The 17,386-nt window shown below is 73.1% G+C and carries 10 protein-coding genes; 7 read left to right on the forward strand and 3 right to left on the reverse strand.

Annotation, left to right across the window (positions count from 1 at the left end):
* Nucleotides 1-108 precede the first annotated feature (108 nt).
* From gltB to ABZ780_RS15110, 3 genes are all read left to right on the forward strand, one after another.
* Nucleotides 109-4,845 carry a glutamate synthase large subunit gene (gltB, locus tag ABZ780_RS15100; protein WP_357486338.1) on the forward strand — a complete coding sequence of 1,579 codons (4,737 nt, stop codon included), beginning with the start codon at nucleotides 109-111 and terminating at the stop codon, nucleotides 4,843-4,845.
* A complete protein-coding gene (locus ABZ780_RS15105; protein ID WP_357486339.1) occupies nucleotides 4,838-6,373 on the forward strand; it encodes a glutamate synthase subunit beta in 1,536 nt (511 codons plus the stop codon). The genes gltB and ABZ780_RS15105 overlap by 8 nt, the downstream gene beginning before the upstream one ends.
* Before the next feature lie 173 nt (nucleotides 6,374-6,546).
* Nucleotides 6,547-7,944: an MFS transporter gene (locus tag ABZ780_RS15110; RefSeq protein ID WP_357486341.1), complete on the forward strand. Its 1,398-nt coding sequence runs from the start codon at nucleotides 6,547-6,549 to the stop codon at nucleotides 7,942-7,944.
* Nucleotides 7,945-8,119: 175 nt separating this feature from the next.
* Here the strand turns inward: ABZ780_RS15110 and ABZ780_RS15115 are convergent, their stop codons facing one another.
* Nucleotides 8,120-9,652, reverse strand: a complete 1,533-nt coding sequence (locus tag ABZ780_RS15115) for a M1 family metallopeptidase (protein ID WP_357011102.1) — start codon at nucleotides 9,650-9,652, stop codon at nucleotides 8,120-8,122.
* 201 nt (nucleotides 9,653-9,853) lie between these two features.
* On the opposite strand from ABZ780_RS15115, the gene ABZ780_RS15120 reads away from it, so the two are divergent.
* From ABZ780_RS15120 to ABZ780_RS15135, 4 genes are all read left to right on the forward strand, one after another.
* Nucleotides 9,854-10,651, forward strand: coding sequence for an SGNH/GDSL hydrolase family protein (locus tag ABZ780_RS15120; protein ID WP_357011104.1), 798 nt, complete (start codon nucleotides 9,854-9,856; stop codon nucleotides 10,649-10,651).
* Between the two features lie 157 nt (nucleotides 10,652-10,808).
* Nucleotides 10,809-13,364: an FtsK/SpoIIIE domain-containing protein gene (locus ABZ780_RS15125; RefSeq protein WP_357011106.1), complete on the forward strand. Its 2,556-nt coding sequence runs from the start codon at nucleotides 10,809-10,811 to the stop codon at nucleotides 13,362-13,364.
* A 2-nt stretch (nucleotides 13,365-13,366) separates the two neighbouring features.
* Nucleotides 13,367-14,284 (forward strand): hypothetical protein, encoded by a 918-nt coding sequence (locus ABZ780_RS15130; RefSeq protein WP_357011108.1) that lies wholly within the window; start codon nucleotides 13,367-13,369, stop codon nucleotides 14,282-14,284.
* 101 nt (nucleotides 14,285-14,385) lie between these two features.
* Nucleotides 14,386-14,649 carry a DUF6244 family protein gene (locus tag ABZ780_RS15135; RefSeq protein WP_357486343.1) on the forward strand — a complete coding sequence of 88 codons (264 nt, stop codon included), beginning with the start codon at nucleotides 14,386-14,388 and terminating at the stop codon, nucleotides 14,647-14,649.
* Between the two features lie 176 nt (nucleotides 14,650-14,825).
* Here ABZ780_RS15135 and ABZ780_RS15140 read toward each other — a convergent pair whose 3' ends face one another.
* A complete protein-coding gene (locus tag ABZ780_RS15140; protein WP_357486345.1) occupies nucleotides 14,826-15,812 on the reverse strand; it encodes an SEC-C domain-containing protein in 987 nt (328 codons plus the stop codon).
* 104 nt (nucleotides 15,813-15,916) lie between these two features.
* Entirely contained in the window at nucleotides 15,917-17,383 is a 1,467-nt protein-coding gene (locus tag ABZ780_RS15145) for an MFS transporter (protein WP_357486347.1), read from the reverse strand.
* Nucleotides 17,384-17,386 lie beyond the last annotated feature (3 nt).

The raw sequence follows: 17,386 nt of genomic DNA on the forward strand, positions 1-17,386 counted from the left end.
TCAATCTTGAGTGCCCTTGCGCTTACCCCCCTAACGTAGACTCAATAGACCCCACGGGCCGACGTCGTCCCTCACCATGATCCAACCTGAGTGACGACAGGAGGCCCGGTGGCCTTTCCGTACCCGCAGAGCCCACAGGCTTTGCCGACGCCCGGCCCCCGCCCGTCCGCCCAGGGTCTCTACGACCCGGCGCAGGAGCACGACGCCTGCGGAGTGGCCTTCGTAGCGGACCTGCACGGCCGGCGGTCGCACTCGGTCGTCGCCAACGGGCTCGGAGCGCTCTGCCGGCTGGACCATCGCGGCGCCCGGGGCGCGGAGCCCAACACCGGCGACGGCGCGGGCATCATGATCCAGGTCCCGGACGCGTTCCTGCGCGCGGTGGCCGACGTCACGCTTCCGCCAGCCGGCGAGTACGCCACCGGCCTGGTCTTCCTCCCCGACGACGACGCCGCCGAGGCTCGCGCCCGCCGGGTCATCGAAAAGTACGCGGTCGTCGAGGGGGCTGACCTCCTCGGCTGGCGGGACGTGCCGATCGAGCCGACCGGGCTCGGCGAGACCGCCCTGGCGGCGATGCCCAGGGTCCGGCAGGTCTTCCTCGCCGCGCACCGGCTCACCGACTCGCCCGCCGGCCGGGCCGGCTCCCCGCTGCGCGGCATCGACCTGGACCGGGTGGCGTTCTGCCTGCGCAAGCAGGCCGAGCGGGAGACCGCCGAGCGGGGCGTGCCGGCGTACTTCCCGTCGCTGTCCAGCAGGACCATGATCTACAAGGGCATGCTCACGCCCGACCAGCTCCCGGCGTTCTACCCGGACCTGCGCGACGAGCGCGTGGACAGCGCTATCGCTCTCGTGCACTCCCGGTTCTCCACGAACACGTTCCCGTCCTGGCCGCTGGCGCACCCGTACCGGTTCATCGCCCACAACGGCGAGATCAACACGATCCGCGGCAACCGCAACTGGATGCAGGCCCGCGAGGCGCTGCTGCGCTCGCCGAACCTGCCGGGCAACATCCGGCGGGTCTTCCCGGTGTGCACCCCCGCCGCCTCCGACTCGGCGAACTTCGACGAGGTCCTGGAGCTGCTGCACCTGGCCGGCCGGAGCCTGCCGCACGCGGTGCTCATGATGATCCCCGAGGCGTGGGAGAACGACCCCGGCATGCAGCCGGACAAGCGGGCCTTCTACCGCTTCCACGCGAGCCTCATGGAGCCGTGGGACGGGCCGGCGTCGGTGGCGTTCACCGACGGCGAGATCGTCGGCGCGGTGCTGGACCGCAACGGGCTGCGCCCGGGGCGCTGGTGGCAGACCGCCGACGGCCTGGTCGTGCTGGGCTCCGAGGCGGGCGTGCTCGACCTCGACCCGGCCCGTGTGGTCGCCAAGGGGCGGCTCCAGCCGGGCAAGATGTTCCTGGTCGACACCGTCGCCGGCCGGATCGTGCACGACGACGAGATCAAGTCCGAGCTGGCCGCCGCCCAGCCGTACGACGAGTGGCTGCACGCCGGGCTGATCGAGCTCGACGATCTGCCGGCCCGCGAGCACACCGTCTACACCCACGACTCGGTCCGGCGCCGCCAGCAGACCTTCGGCTACACGCAGGAGGAGCTGAAGATCCTGCTCGCGCCGATGGCCCGTACCGGCGCCGAGCCGATCGGCTCGATGGGCACCGACACCCCGATCTCGCCGCTGTCCACCCGGCCGCGACTGCTCTACGACTACTTCCACCAGCTCTTCGCCCAGGTCACCAACCCGCCGCTGGACGCCATCCGTGAGGAGCTGGTGACCAGCCTGGCGTCGACCATCGGGCCGGAGGGCAACCTGCTCGACCCGGGTGCGGCGAGCTGCCGGCAGATCGTGCTGCCGCATCCGATCATCGACAACGACGAGCTGGCGAAGATCCTCTCCATCGACGAGGACGGTGACCTGCCCGGCTTCAAGGCGGTCCGGGTCTCCGGCCTGTACCGTATCCGGGAGGGTGCCGCCGGCATCAAGGCCCGGCTCACCGAGATCTGCCGGCACGTCTCCGAGGCCATCGAGGACGGCGTCCGCATCCTGGTGCTCTCCGACCGGGACTCCAACGCCGATCTCGCGCCGATCCCGTCGCTGCTGCTCACCGCGGCCGTGCACCAGCACCTGGTGCGGGAGCAGACCCGCACGCAGGCGGCGCTGATCGTCGAGTCCGGCGACTGCCGGGAGGTGCACCACGCGGCCGTCCTGATCGGGTACGGCGCGGCGGCGGTCAACCCGTACCTGGCCTTCGAGTCGGTGGAGGACATGATCGCCACCGGCGCGCTGACCGGTGTCGAACCGGCTGCCGCGGTGCGCAACTACGCCAAGGGGCTCGGCAAGGGCGTCCTGAAGATCATGTCGAAGATGGGCATCTCGACGGTCTCGTCGTACTGCGGTGCTCAGGTCTTCGAGGCGGTCGGGCTGGACACCCGGTTGATCCACCGCTACTTCCGGGGCACCCCCAGCCGCATCGGCGGGGTGGGCCTGACCGGCGTGCACGCCGAGGTGGCCGCCCGGCACGCGCTGGCCTGGCCGCCGGCCGGCACCGCCGTCTCCGACCGGCTGGAGGTCGGCGGCGAGTACCAGTGGCGCCGTGAGGGTGAGCTGCACCTGTTCAACCCGGAGACGGTCTTCCTGCTCCAGCACGCCACCCGCAGCCGGCAGTACGACGTCTTCCGGCAGTACACGGCGAAGGTCGACGCGCTCGCCGCGCAGGCCGGCTCGCTGCGCGGGCTGTTCACCCTGCGCACCGGGGTCCGCCCGGCGGTGCCGATCGAGGAGGTCGAGCCGGCCACCGAGATCGTCAAGCGGTTCGCCACCGGCGCCATGTCGTACGGGTCGATCTCGGCGGAGGCCCACGAGACGCTCGCCATCGCGATGAACCGCCTCGGCGGCAAATCCAACACCGGCGAGGGCGGCGAGGACGTCGATCGGCTGCACGACCCGCTGCGCCGCTCGTCGGTCAAGCAGATCGCCAGTGGCCGGTTCGGTGTCACAAGCGAATACCTGGTCAACGCCGACGACCTCCAGATCAAGATGGCCCAGGGCGCCAAGCCCGGCGAGGGCGGCCAACTGCCCGGCAACAAGGTCTGGCCGTGGATCGCCCGGACCCGGCACGCCACCCCCGGCGTCGGCCTGATCTCCCCGCCGCCGCACCACGACATCTACTCCATCGAGGACCTGGCCCAGCTCGTCCACGACCTGAAGTGCGTCAACCCGGCCGCCCGGGTGCACGTCAAGCTGGTCAGCGAGGTGGGTGTCGGCACCGTCGCCGCCGGGGTGGCCAAGCTCAAGGCCGACGTCATCCTGATCTCCGGTCACGACGGCGGCACCGGCGCGTCCCCGCTGAACTCGCTCAAGCACGCGGGCACCCCGTGGGAGCTGGGGCTGGCCGAGGCGCAGCAGACGCTGCTGCTCAACAAGCTGCGCGACCGGGTCACCGTGCAGGTCGACGGCCAGCTCAAGACCGGTCGGGACGTGCTGATCGCGGCGCTGCTCGGCGCGGAGGAGTTCGGCTTCGCGACCGCGCCGCTGATCGTCTCCGGCTGCGTGATGATGCGGGTCTGCCACCTGGACACCTGCCCGGTGGGCATCGCCACCCAGAACCCGGTGCTGCGTGAGCGGTACACGGGCACCCCGGAGTTCGTGGAGAACTTCTTCCTGTTCCTCGCCGAGGAGGTCCGCGGGTACCTGGCCGAGCTGGGTTTCCGGTCGATCGAAGAGGCGATCGGGCAGACCGAACTGCTCGACGTGGCCCCGGCGGTCACGCACTGGAAGGCGCACGGGCTCGACCTGGCGCCGGTCCTGCACCTGCCGGAGTTGCCCGCCGGCGCCGCCCGGCGTGGCGTGCGCGCCCAGGACCACGGCCTGGAGCACTCCCTGGACAACGAGCTGATCGCATTCGCCCGTCCCGTGCTCTCCGCTGCGGAGTCCCGGGCGGAGGCGGCCAGCGTCGAGGCCTGGGACTCCGCCCAGGTGACGCCGGTACGTGTCGAGGTGGCGGTGCGCAACGAGCACCGCAGCGTCGGCGCGATGCTCGGCGGTGAGGTGACCCGCCGGTTCGGTGGCGCAGGCCTGCCCGACGACACCATCGAGTTCGTGCTGCACGGCACGGCGGGGCAGTCGTTCGGCGCGTTCCTGCCGCACGGGGTGACCCTGCGGCTGCACGGCGACGCCAACGACTACGTGGCCAAGGGCCTCTCCGGTGGGCGGATCATCGTCCGCCCGGACGCCGCCGCGCCGTTCCTCGACGCCGACGCCGCGCCGGGCAACCGTGCCGAGGACCAGATCATCGCCGGAAACACCATCCTGTACGGAGCCACCGCCGGCGAGGTCTTCCTGCGTGGCCGGGTGGGGGAGCGGTTCGCGGTGCGCAACTCCGGCGCGACCGCGGTGGTCGAGGGTGTCGGCGACCACGGCTGCGAGTACATGACCGGCGGGACGGTGGTGGTGCTCGGCGCGACCGGCCGTAACTTCGCCGCCGGCATGTCCGGCGGTACGGCGTTCGTGTACCGGCTGGACCGGTCCCGGGTCAACGCGGAGCTGGTCGACCTGACGCCGCTGGGCGAGCAGGAGCAGGCCCTGCTGCACGAGCTGGTCCAGCGGCACGTGGCCGAGACCGGTTCGGCGGTCGCCGAGGATTTGCTCAAGCGCTGGCCGGAGGCGGTGGCCGAGTTCACCGCGGTGGTGCCCCGCGAGTACCGCCGGGTGCTGGAGATCATGCGGGCCGCCGAAGCCGCCGGCCTCGACGTCGACGACGCGGTGATGGGCGCGCTCAGCGCACCCTCGGCCGCGCCCGTGCCGCCCGCTTCGCGGGTGGTTGCCCAGGAGGTGGCCCGTGCCTGACCCGAACGGTTTCCTGCGCTACGACCGGCGACTGCCGGCCCGCCGTCCGGTGTCGGTGCGGATCAGCGACTGGCGTGAGGTGTACCCGCCGGCCGGCGAGGAACTGGTCCGCGAGCAGGCGACCCGGTGCATGGACTGCGGCATCCCGTTCTGCCACGACGGCTGCCCGCTGGGCAACCGGATTCCGGACTGGAACGACCTGGTCCGCACCGGCAGCTGGGACGCCGCCGTGGAGTCGCTGCATGCCACAAACAACTTCCCGGAGTTCACCGGCCGGCTCTGCCCGGCGCCCTGCGAGGCGGCCTGCGTGTTGGGCATCGCCGGTGGGCAGCCGGTGACCATCAAGCAGGTGGAGGTGGAGATCGCCGACGCTGCCGCGGCGGGTGGCCTCCTGCCCCGCCCGGTGCCGGCGCCGTCCGGCCGGTCGGTCGCCGTGGTCGGTTCCGGGCCCGCCGGCCTCGCTGCCGCGCAGCAGTTGGCCCGCGCCGGTCACGCGGTGACGGTGTACGAGCGCGACGACGCGATCGGTGGCCTGCTCCGGTACGGCATCCCGGACTTCAAGCTGGAGAAGCGGCACGTCGACGCCCGGTTGGCGCAGCTCTCCGCCGAGGGGGTGCGTTTCCGCACCGGCGTGAACGTCGGCGTGGACGTCACCGCCGAGCAGTTGCGCGCCGAGCATGACGCCGTGCTGCTGGCCTGCGGCGCGTTGCAGGGCCGGGACACCCCGGAGACCCCGGGGCGGGCGCTGCGGGGCGTACACCAGGCGATGGCGCATCTGGTCGCGGCCAATCGCGCGGTCGCGGCAGCGGCCACCGACCTGCCTGGCACCGCCGTCACCGGCGAGGGCCGGGCGGCCCGGGCGGTGCTGCCGGACGGCACGCCGATCGACGCGGCCGGCAAGCACGTGGTGATCATCGGGGGCGGTGACACCGCCGCTGACTGCCTCGGTGTCGCGCACCGGCAGGGTGCCGCTGGTGTGCACCAGCTCGACCTGTACCCGCAGCCTCCGAGCGAGCGCGACGAGGCGCGGGACCCGTGGCCGACCTGGCCGTGGCTCCTGCGCAGCTACCCGGCGCACGAGGAGGGCGGCGAGCGGGTCTTCGCGGTGGCGGTGCAGGAGTTCGTGGACGACGGCACCGGCCAGGTGCGGGCGGTCCGGATCGCCGAGGTGACGGTGCAGAAGCAGGACGGTCGGCGGGTGGTCACCGTGGTGCCGGGCTCCGAGCGGGAGTTGCCGGCGGATCTGGTGCTGTTGGCGATCGGCTTCGAGGGCACCGAGCAGCAGCCGCTGCTGGCCCAGTTCGGCGTGACCCGCAACGCGCGGGGCGCCATCGACGCCCGGGACGACTGGCAGACCGACGCCGACGGGGTGTTCGTGGCCGGCGATATGCACCGGGGTGCCTCGCTGATCGTCTGGGCCATCGCCGAGGGTCGTGCGGTGGCCGCCGCCATCCACGGTTACCTCGGTGGTGTCGGTGCTCTGCCGGCCCCGGTGGGTCCGGCCGCGCAGGCTCTCGCCGCGCGGTGAGCTGAGTGCGTCCGGTCGGTGTGGCGGCAGCGCTGCCCACCGGCCGGACGTCTCCGCTGGTGAACCCACTCACAAACCTGGGCAAATGGGTTTAGGCCGGCAAGACTTGTCGGCTGCCGAACCGCGCCGCGATCGGCATGAATGATCATGCAGCCGATCGCTGGAGGTTCGTCGTGGCCCGAGGTGCCACCTTCGCCGCGCTGCGCCACCGCAACTACCGGATCTGGGCCCTCGCCGGGTTCGTCTCCGTCATCGGCACCTGGATGCAGGTCCTCGGAGTCAACTGGTACGTCCTGAAGGCAACCGGTTCGGCGACGTCCATGGGCTTCACCGTCCTGCTCCAGGCGGCGCCCACCCTGCTGCTCAGCGTCTGGGGCGGTGTGCTGGCCGACCGTCTGCCCGCCCGCCCGCTGCTGATCGCTGCCCAGGTCGCCCACGCGGCACTCGCCGCCGGACTGGCGGCGGTCGCCCTGACCGGGGTAGGTGGCATGCCGCTGATCTTCGCGATCTCGTTGGCCACCGGTGCTGTCTCGGCGATCGAGGGCCCGGTGATGGGACGCTGGGCCTCTACGCTGGTGGACCGGGAGACGCTGGGCAATGCCCTGGCGCTCGGCTCGCTCACCAACTCCGCCGGCCGCATCCTCGGCATGAGCCTCGGCGCCGTCGTGGTGGCCGCCGTCGGCCCCGGACTGCTGTTCGGCATCAACGCGGCGAGCTTCGCCGCCGTGGTGGTGGCGCTGTTCGCCATACGACCGGGGGCCCTGCCCGCTCAGGCGGTGCCGAGCGCGGGCCCGACCCGCGGCGGTGCCCGCGCCGGATTCGCCTACCTGCGCGGGCAGCCGGTGCTGCTCCTCGCGCTCGCCCTGTCGTTCGTGCTCGGCAGCCTGGGCCGCAACTACCAGGTCACGATGGCGGCGATGAGCGACGGGCCGCTGGACGCCGGCGCGTCCGGCTACGGTTTCCTGTCGACCGTGTTCGCCGTCGGGACGGTGTTGGGCGCGTTCGTCGCGGCCCGTCGGCGTTCACTGGGCTACCGGACCCTGGTCGCCGCGGGCCTGCTCGCCAGCGGACTGCAGATCGTCGCCGGCCTCGCACCGGGGACCTGGAGCTTCGCCGCGATCATCCTGCCGATCGCCGCCGCTGCGGTGATCATCGACACCACCGTCGGCACCCGCGCCCAACTCGACACCGACGGCGCGATGCGGGGCCGGGTGCTCGCCGCCCTGGCGGTCACCGGCTCGGTCTCCGCTGCGGTCGGCGCTCCACTGCTCGGCTGGCTCGCCGAACACGCCGGACCACGCCAGACACTCATCCTCGCCGGTTCCGCCGCGGCGATCGCCACAGTGGCGGCGGCGGTCGCCCTGGACCGCCAGCGCAACCGCGCGACCACCCTCACGCTGGTCGTGCCGCAACCGCGCCATCCGGTACGACGGGTGGCGTTCAGGGTGGCGCGTATCGCCCGGCCGAGCGGCGCGGTCTGTGCCATCGCACCCGCCCGGCCCGGTTCGGCGGTGTCCGGCTCGGGGCTGGTCGGTTCGGCCGTGTCCCGCCAGGTGATCGACGCGCGGTGATCGACTCCAGGTCGCCGACATCGCGGTATCGAGTTATCGGGATGCCGCGATGTCGGCGATATGGAGTCGATCAACCAGTCGAGGCTGGACGCGCGGAAGGCCCACCGCGTGGGCGGCGGGCCTTCCGGGTCGACGGGTCGACGGGTCGACGGGTCGACGGGTCGACGGGTCGTGCCTAGTGCGACAGCAGGTGGTGGGACTCGCGGATCTTGACCCAGGACTTCGGCTCGGCCGGCGGAGCGGCCTTGCGGGCGGCACTGGCCACGTCGGGTCGGCCGGCGGTGAACAGCCAGGTGGTGAACAGGTCGTCCAGGTCCAGTCCGGAGATCCGTTCGGCCAGGGCCTGGAACTGCGCGATGGTGCCGTTGCCGTACCGGTGCTCGGTGGCCCAGGTCGGCAGGATCTCGAAGAACGCGTCGTCACCGACGGCTAGCCGTAGCTGGTGCAGGGCCATCGCGCCCCGGTCGTAGACGGCGTTGTCGAAGATCCGAGCCGCACCCGGGTCACCGGGCAGCACCTGCCAGAACTCCGAATCGGCCGGGTAGCTGGCGTAGGTGAAGTCGAAGAGCTCCTGCGCGGTGCCCTCCCACTGCTCCTCCGACCACAGCCACTCGGCGTACGAGGCGAAGCCCTCGTTGAGCCAGATGTCGCGCCACTCGGCAACGGACACCGAGTCGCCGAACCACTGGTGGGCGTTCTCGTGAACCACCACGTACGTGTTGGCGCCGCGACGCCAGAAGCCCGGCCCGTACACCGGTCGGGTCTGCGTCTCCAGGGCGAAGCTGATGCCGTCCACCGGCCCGGCCACGCCACCCTGCGCCTCGAACGGGTACGGGCCGAAGATCCCGCTGCACCAGTCGACGATCTCGGCGGTCCGCTCGATGCTGGCCCGCGCGGCCGGCCCGAGCGCGCCCAGCGAGGTGCTGTACGCGTTGATCACCGGCTGGCCGCTCGGCGTGGTGTCGGTGACGATGTCGTACTGGCCGATGGCCATGAAGGCCAGGTAGGTGGCGGTGGGGGAGGTGGTCCGCCAGATCCACCGGGTGCGGTTGCCGGCCTCGGCCAGCGGCGGCCGTGGCTGCACGCCGTTGCTGATCACCTCGACCCCGGTGGGCACCGAGACGGAGATGTCGAAGGTGGCCTTGTCCAGTGGGTGGTCGTTGCTCGGGAACCACCACCACGCCGCCTCGGGCTCGTTGACCGCGAGCGCGCCGTCGTCGGTACGCGTCCAGCCGGTGTAGCCGCCGACCAGCGTCTCCGACGGGATGCCGTCGTAGCGCACCACGATCGTCAACTGCTGGCCTCGCGTGATGGTGCGGGCCGGCGTGACCACCAACTCGTGCACGCCCTCGGTGCTGGTGCTGGCCTCCCAGCCGTTGACCCGCACCGACTCGACGTCGAGCAGGAAGTCCAGGTTGAACCGGGAGAGGTCCTGTGTGGCGGTGGCGAGGATCGTGGTGGTGCCGGTGAGTCGGTCGGTGGCCGGCTCGTAGCGCAGCCGGACGTCGTAGTGCGAGACGTCGTAGCCGCCGTTGCCGTAGTCGGGGAAGTAGCTGTCGCCCAGGCCGGGCGCGCCGGGTTGCGGCGCGACCGTGACGACGGGCCGGCCCCAGGCGGTCGGCGCGGCCTGGCCAGGAGTGCCGGCGAGCATGGTGCCGGCGGTGGTGAGGGTCAGGGCGGCGGTGGCCGCCGTGAGGACACGTCGCACGGTGTGGACTCCCTCCATCGGGGTGTACGCCACGCCAACCTAATCGACAACTGTGAACGTCGCTGCCCGCCAGGCAGTGATGACGGGCTATTCCATTGATCTGTTTGTTTCGCTAGCATTACCGCCTAGTAACAACTGCTTCGTCCCTGGCCACGCGCGCGGTCGCAGGATCCCACCACCCCTGTCCTGTGGAGGTCCGTCATGCCCCACCGCCCGCTGGCCCGCGCACTCGCCGCGCTGGTCGCACTCTTCGCCGCCGCCCTCGGCGCCGTGCTCGTTCCCGGCACCGCGCAGGCCGCCGCCGTCAACTACGTCGCGCTCGGCGACTCCTACTCCTCCGGTGTCGGCGCCGGCCCGTACGACTCGTCCGGCTGCCTGCGCAGCCAGAAGTCGTACGCCCCGCTCTGGGCGGCCGCCCACGGCGTGACCAGCTTCAACTTCCGGGCCTGCGGCGGCGCGGTCACCGCCGACGTGCTCAACGACCAGGTCAGCGCGCTCAGCGCCAGCACCACCCTGGTCACCATCACCATCGGTGGCAACGACGCCGGCTTCGTCAACGTCATCACCAGCTGCCGGTTCGGCAGCACGTCGTCCTGCACCAACGCCGTCAACACCGCCAAGACCTTCGCCACCTCGACCCTGCCCGCCCGGCTCGACGCCACGTACGCCGCCATCCGCACCCGGGCGCCCAACGCCCGACTGATCGTCCTCGGCTACCCGCGCCTGTTCGAGACGAGCTCCTGCGGCTGGTTGGCGATGAGCACCTACAAGCGCACCATCCTCAACGAGGCAGCCGACGTGCTCGCCTCGGTCACCGCGAGCCGGGCCAGCGCGGCCGGCGCCACCTTCGCCGACACCCGCAGCTACTTCTCCGGGCACGGCGTCTGCGCCGGCGACCCGTGGATCAACGACATCTCCGGGTTGATCGAGGCGTACCACCCGGACGCCGACGGCTACCGCTACGGCTACCTGCCGGCGCTGAACGCGGTCACCGGCTGACCCGCACACCGTGCCCTGGCGGCCGACGGTCCACCCCGGACCGTCGGCCGCCGCGCGCCGACCCGGCCCGTCCACACCCGCGTCGGTACTGTGCCGGTGTCACCGCCGTCCGTTAGGGTTTCGGCGAACCGGACGGCCGTGGCGTGGGAGGCAGAGCGTGGGCAGGCTCGCGTCGGCGTACGGGCAGGCGGCCACCGCCCACCGGGCGGCCCGCGCCCACCTCGACACCGCCCGGGGCGCGCTCGGCGCGGCACCGGCTCCCACCCCACCGGTCGGCGGGAGCGACCTGGTGGCCCGACTCGCGCGCCTCGGCGGCGCGCTGGCCACCCCCACCCCGGGCGCCACCGGGCTGACCGACGCGCCGGCCGCCGTGCGGATCGGCGAGGCGTCCACCCCGGACGGCGGCTTCCCGGTGCTGGTGCCGCTCGGCGGCGGGCACCACCTGGCGCTGGACACCGACGCCCGGGACCGCCGGGTCGCCGCGCTGCTGCGGGCGCTGGTGCTGCGGCTGGTCGCCACCGCGCCGCCCGGCCAGGTCCGGGTCGCCGGCATCGACACCGCCGCGTTGGGCGCGACCTTCGGGCCGTTGCGCCCGCTGCTCGACGCCGGCGTGCTCGACCCGCCGGCCACCGGCGACGCCGAGGTGACCGCCCTGCTGGACGCCGCCGAACGGCACGCCCGCGCCGCGCAGCACGCCGAGCCGCACACCCGGCAGCTTCTGCTGGTGGTGGCCACCGCCGCCCCACCGCCGCGCGAGCTGGCCCGGCTCGCCGCGCTCACCCACGCCGGCCCGGCCGCCGCCGTCTGCGTCCTGCTCGCCGGCCATCCGTCCCGGCTGCCCGGTGAGACCTCGCCGCCGCTGGGCGGCACCACCGCCATCCGGCTCTTCGAGGGGTACGCGCACGTCGGCGACCCGCCGGGCACCCCGTTCAGCGCCGACGGCGGGGGCCTCGCCGCACCGGTGCAGCTCGACGGCGACCCGCCGCCGGCCTCGGTACGCGCGCTCGCCGAGCACCTCGGCGCCGCCGCCCGCCGCTCCGAAGCGCTGCCCTTCGCCGAACTGCTGCCCGAGCGGCGCTGGGCCGAGTCCGCCGGCAACGGGCTGCGTACCGTCATCGGTCGGGCCGGCTCCGCGCCGATGCCCGGCGCCTTCGACACGCCACTGACGGTTGCCTTCGACGACGCCACCCCACACTGGCTGGTCGGCGGGCGCACCGGCGCCGGCAAGACCGTCTTCCTCCTCGACGTCCTCTACGGGCTGGCCGCGCGTTACTCGCCGGCCGAGTTGCAGCTCTACCTGCTCGACTTCAAGGAGGGCGTCAGCTTCACCGAGTTCGTGCCCACCGGGCGTGACCCGTCCTGGCTGCCGCACGCCCGCGCCGTCGGCATCGAATCCGACCGCGAGTACGGCCTCGCCGTGCTGCGCGAGCTGCGTCGGGAGGCACAGCGCCGGGCCACCACCCTGAAACGGCACGGTGTCACCAAGCTGGCCGACCTGCAGTCGGCCAACGCGTTGCCGCGCATCGTGGCGGTCATCGACGAGTTCCACGTGCTGCTCGCCGGCAACGACGCGCTGGCCCGCGAGTCCGTCGACCTGCTGGAGGAGTTGGCCCGCAAGGGCCGCTCCTACGGCGTACACCTGGTGCTGGCCAGTCAGAGCATGACCGGCATCGAGGCTCTCTACGGGCGGGCCGAGGCGATCTTCGGGCAGTTCGCGCTCCGGGTGGCGCTGCCCGGCGGGGGCGGGGTGCTCGACCCGCTCAACGACGCCGCGGCGGCCCTGCCGATCGGCTCCGCCGTGGTCAACACCGCCGCGGGCGCGGTCGGCGCCGACACGGTGCTGCGCTTCCCCGACGCCCACGCCGCATCCGCCGACCTCGCCGCGCTGCGCCACGAGCTGTGGCAGGCCCGGCCGCCGGGCTCGCGGCCACCGGCGGTCTTCAGGGGGTACGAGGCGGCGCGGGTCGAGGACGATCCCACCTTCGCCGGGTTGCGCCCCGGTGGCCGCCGCCCGATGGCCCTGGTCGGGCGGACGGTCGACGTGCACGGCACCACCGCGCTCTTCCTCATGGACAGCACCCCGGGCCGGCACCTCGCCGTCGTCGGCACCACACCGGGCGGTGCCGACGTGCTGCGTGCCGCGACACTCAGCCTGGCCCGCCAGCACATCTCCGGTGACGCCCGGTTCCAGCTCGCCTCGCTGGTCAGCGCCGCCGAACCGGTCGCCGACGAGACCACAGCCGCCCTGCGCGCCGCCGGTCACCCGGTGCACCGCCTGGACGCGGCCGGGCTGCGCGACCGGGTCGCCGCGCTGGCCGCCGAGCCCGCCGGCCGCGAATACCTGGTGGTGTTCGGCATGGACGCCGCCGCGCCGGTCCTCGGAGCGGTCGACCCGGTCACCTTCCGCTCCGGCCTCGACGACCTGCGCACCCTGCTGCGCCACGGCCCGGCCCAGGGGATACACCTGCTCGGCTGGTGGCGCGGTCTGCGCCGGCTCGCCGACGACCTCGGCGGCACGCAGAACCGCGACGACGTCGCCTGCCTCGTCGCGCTCAACGTGCCCGGGCCCGAGCTGGCCCTGCACCTCGGGGTGCACGACCTGGCCTACACGCCGCGCGCCGACCGGGCGCTGCTTGTCGACCGGCACGACCAGCGCACCAGGTTGATCGTGCCCTTCGCCCGGGACGGGCACGAGCCGGACGGGGAGCGTTGACGGTGTCCTTCGAGGAGTACGCGGCGCTGGCCCGACAGCTCGCCGAGCAGCGCCGCACCGGCGAGCGGGACGCCGCGGCCGAGTCCGAGCGTCGCCGTGACCTGCACGCCACCGCCGACTACCTGCACCAGCGGTTGACCGCCCAGGGGCACCGCCTCGACCAGTTGGGCCGCGCGATCGGCCTCGACCAGCCCCCGACAGCCCCTGCCGCGGACCCGGCGCCCGGGTCCGGGCCGCCGCCGGGTTCCGGGCCGTCGGGTTCCGGGCCGTCGTCGAGTTTTGGGCCGGCTCCGCGTTTCGGGTCGACCGGGGGCTCTGGCGCGGGGTTCGGGTCGGTCGGGGTGCACGGATCCGGGGACGGTGGGTCCGCCGGCGCAGCGGGCGTGTCGGGGCGGTCGGGTGTCGAGGCGTACCCCGAGCTGCCGGCGGGGGAGGCGCGGCTGGCGCTGCCGACGGCGACGAGCCCGGCGGGCGTCGGGGTGCCGGCGCAACGCGCGGCGGCGGTCGACCCGGCGACGGAGCTGGAGCTGGCGCGGCGGATGGCCGACGAGGCGGACCGGCACGGGCAGCAGGCCGAGTTGCTGGCCCAGCGGCCGGCGCTCCTGCCGACGTGGTCACCGCTGGCGCGGGCGGTCGCCGTCTACGCCGGGTGTGGGGCAGCCGCCGGGGTGCTCATGCTGACGCTGGTGCTCGCCTCCGGGGTGGGCCTGGTCGACGGGTTCACCCTCGGCGCGTGGATCTGCGCAGGGCTGCCGGCGCTGGCGTTCTTCGGCGGTTATCTGGTGCTCGGTCGGTGGGGGAGGCCCGCCATGGTCGCCGGTACGCCGCCGCGCTACCTGCCGTTGGGGTTCCTGATCTGTTTCCTGCTGGTGCCGCTGGGCTACTGCGGTTACCTGCTGCTGTTCCGCGCCCTGCGCTGAGGCGCTCGCCTGGTCGCGCCGGGTGCGTGGATCTCGTACGCTCCGATGTGGTCTCCGCCGGTGCGGTGGTGGAGGCGATGGTCGACCAGGGGAGGGTGCGCGTGAGCGCAGCACAGATCATCGCCAGGTTGGCGGCGGCGGCGCAGAAGCTCGACGAGGCGAAGGCCAAGACCGCAGCGGCGGCACAGGACGCGGCCGAGGCACGGGCGCTCGTCGCCGGAGCGCTGGAAGGCATGGCCGCGGGCCCGCTGGTCGGCATGATCGACGCGTACCGGCAGGCCCTCGCGCAGGCGTCGCAGGGCGGCGACCCGGCCAAGCAGCACGTGCAGGAGACGATCGCGAAGGTCCGCGCGTTGGGAAACTGACCCACGGGTGGTGGCAGCACAGCCAGGCCCCTCCGGCGCAGCGGGTCGCCGATACGGAGAGTGACGCCGTCCGGCCCGGATGTGGTGGGAAGCGTGATGTCTGTGAGACATCTAGATGTCTCACAGACATCACGCTCACAAGGGACATGGCCCGGAGCCGAGGGCTCCGGCGAACGTCAGGCGCGCGAGCGCGGCAGGCAGCACTTCTTGTACTTGCTGCCCGAGCCACACCAGCAGGTGTCGTTGCGGCCGGGCGGCCAGGCTGTCACGCCCGCCTCGTCGAGACTGTCGGCGTACTCGTCGAGGGTCTCCTCGTCGGTGGGGTCGCCGCCGGCGCGTTCGGCGAAGGCCGCCAGACCGGCGACGGTGCCGGCGACCACGCCCAGGTCCGCGCCGCCCAGGTTGGCGGCCTCGGCGAGGGCCCGTTCGATCTGGGCGCGGTGCTCGTCCCAGGTGGCGGGGTAGGTGTCGACCAGCGCGGGCCAGCGCAGCAGCAGCGCGGTGAACTCCGCCGGCGGCCAGAACAGCAGCGTCGCCGGGCCGTCGTCGAGCGCGTCGAGCGCGTGGTTGCTCGCGGCGCGCAGCCGGTCGGCGAGGTTGTCGTACTCGTCGTGCGGCAGGCCCATCTCCTCGCGCAGGTCGTGTCGCCGCTGGGTCAGGCCGTAGATCATGGCGGCGGCCTCGTCCTGCGCGTCCTCGGAGGCGTGCTGCTGGGCCCGGGTCCGTTCCAGGATCGCGTCCAGCGCGGCGGTCAGCCATTCCAGCGCCGTCTCGGCGTGGCCGGATTCGGCGAGCTCGTCGACGAGGTACGTGGCGTCGGGGTTGGTCTCCAGCAGGGGCCGCAGGTCGGTCAACTCGGCCAGGCCCTCGTCCTCGCGGCCGAGGCGCAGCAGCAGTCCGCCGCGCACCGATCGGGCGTACGCGTCCTCGTCGGGCTGTTCGGCGATGGCGCGGGTGGCCAGCGCGAGCGCGTCGGCCAGGTCGCCGGCCTGCTCCAGGATGTCCGCGGCGACCAGCAGCGCGTACCCGGTGTCGTCGGGGTCGGCAACCCGCCCCTCGTCGACGGCGCTCACCAGCTCGGCGGCCAGCGCGGCCGGGTCCGGGCTGGTCGATCCGAGGGTGCCGATCTCGTCGATGCGGTCGGTGGTCAGCAGTTCGGGCATGGGCTCATCCTGAAGACGACGGACGTTGGGCGGGGAAGCGGCCAGCGTACTCCCGGACGTGTCGCAGCCCGGGCGGCTCACCGCCCGGGCTGCGACACGGACCCTCAGCGGGTCGCGGGCAGGGCGGCGAACTCGCCGGCTAGCTCCGACTCGACGAACGTCGTGGTGGACGGCCGGCGACCGGCCGACGCCCGCCGGGCGGACGGGACGGCGAGGGCCGCGAGCGCGGCCGCCAGGGCGATCGCGGTGAGGACGAGAAACCCGGCAGTGAAGCCGGCCTCCCGGGGTAGCCCGTTGGCCTGCGGGTTCGCGGTGATCACGCCGCTGACCACGGCGGCGCCGATCGCGCCGCCGATGGTGCGGATGTTGGCGTTCATGCCGGTCGCGACGCCGGTCTGGCTGGCGGGCACGCTGCCGACGATCAGGTTGGCCATCGAGGCGAAGGCCAGGCCGATGCCGAGGCCCACCAGACCGCCGGCGACGGCGACCTCCCAGCGGGTGTCGTGCGCGACGGCCAACATCGCGGAGGCGGCCACGTTGAACGCGGCCCCCGTGGCGAGCTGCGCCTTCGCGCTGAACACCGCCTGCAGGCGGCCGGCGACGAGCCCGGCGACGAACATCGCGACCAGCATCGGCAGCATGAGCAGGCCCGCCTGGCTGATGCTGGCGCCGAAGCCGTAGCCGGCGACGGTGGGGGTCTGCACGAACTGCGGCAGGAAGGCGTACACGGAGAACATCGACGCGCCGTAGAGCAGGGCGACGAGGTTGGTGGTCCAGACGCCGGGCAGGCGCATCATCCGCATGTCGATCAGCGGGTTGGACGAGCGCACCTCGGCGACCAGCCAACCGACCAGGAGCACCACGGCCAGCGCCAGCAGTCCGAGCACCCGGGCGGAGGTCCAGCCCCAGGCGGCGCCCTGGCTGATCGGCAGGAGCAGCGCGACCAGCCAGCCGGAGAGCAGCAGGGTGGCGCGCCAGTCGATCCGGCCGGGGGTACGCACCGGCGACTCGGGCACGAACAGGTGGGCGGCCACGGCGGTCAACCCGACCACGACCATGGGGATCCAGAACAGCCACCGGTAGTCCAGCGCGGTGACGATCGGGCCGGCCAGCACGACGCCGAGGCCACCGCCGGCGGCGACGATCGCCGAGATGGCGGCGACGGCGCCGGAGACCCGCGCGGCGGGGAACTCGTCGCGGATGATGCCGAACGACAGCGGGAAGACCGCGCCGCCGATGCCCTGTACGACCCGGGCGACGATGAGGACGCCGATGGTCGGCGCGACGGCGGCCAGCAGGCAGCCGAGGGCGAGCGCGGCGAGTGAGACGACGAGCATCCGTTCCTTGCCGACCATGTCGCCGACCCGCCCGAGGATGGGCGTGAAGATCGACGCGGACAGCAGGTAGGCGGTGAGAACCCAGGTCACGGTGTTCTGCGAGGTGTGCAGGTCTTGCTGGATGGTCGGTAGTACCGGGGTGATCAGCGACTGGAGCATCGCGAAGAACCCGGCACCGGCCGCGAGCACGGTGAAGGTGAGCCGACGCGAGCTGCGTCGGGAGGTCACTGCCACGAG

This window comes from Micromonospora sp. NPDC047467 (assembly GCF_040643095.1).
GTDB lineage: Bacteria > Actinomycetota > Actinomycetes > Mycobacteriales > Micromonosporaceae > Micromonospora.

Bases quoted from the DNA above. Each gene is read 5' to 3' on its own strand.
- ABZ780_RS15120 (WP_357011104.1), top strand. From the start codon at position 9,854: ATGCCCCACCGCCCGCTGGCCCGCGCACTCGCCGCGCTGGTCGCACTC.
- ABZ780_RS15140 (WP_357486345.1), bottom strand. From the start codon at position 15,812: ATGCCCGAACTGCTGACCACCGACCGCATCGACGAGATCGGCACCCTC.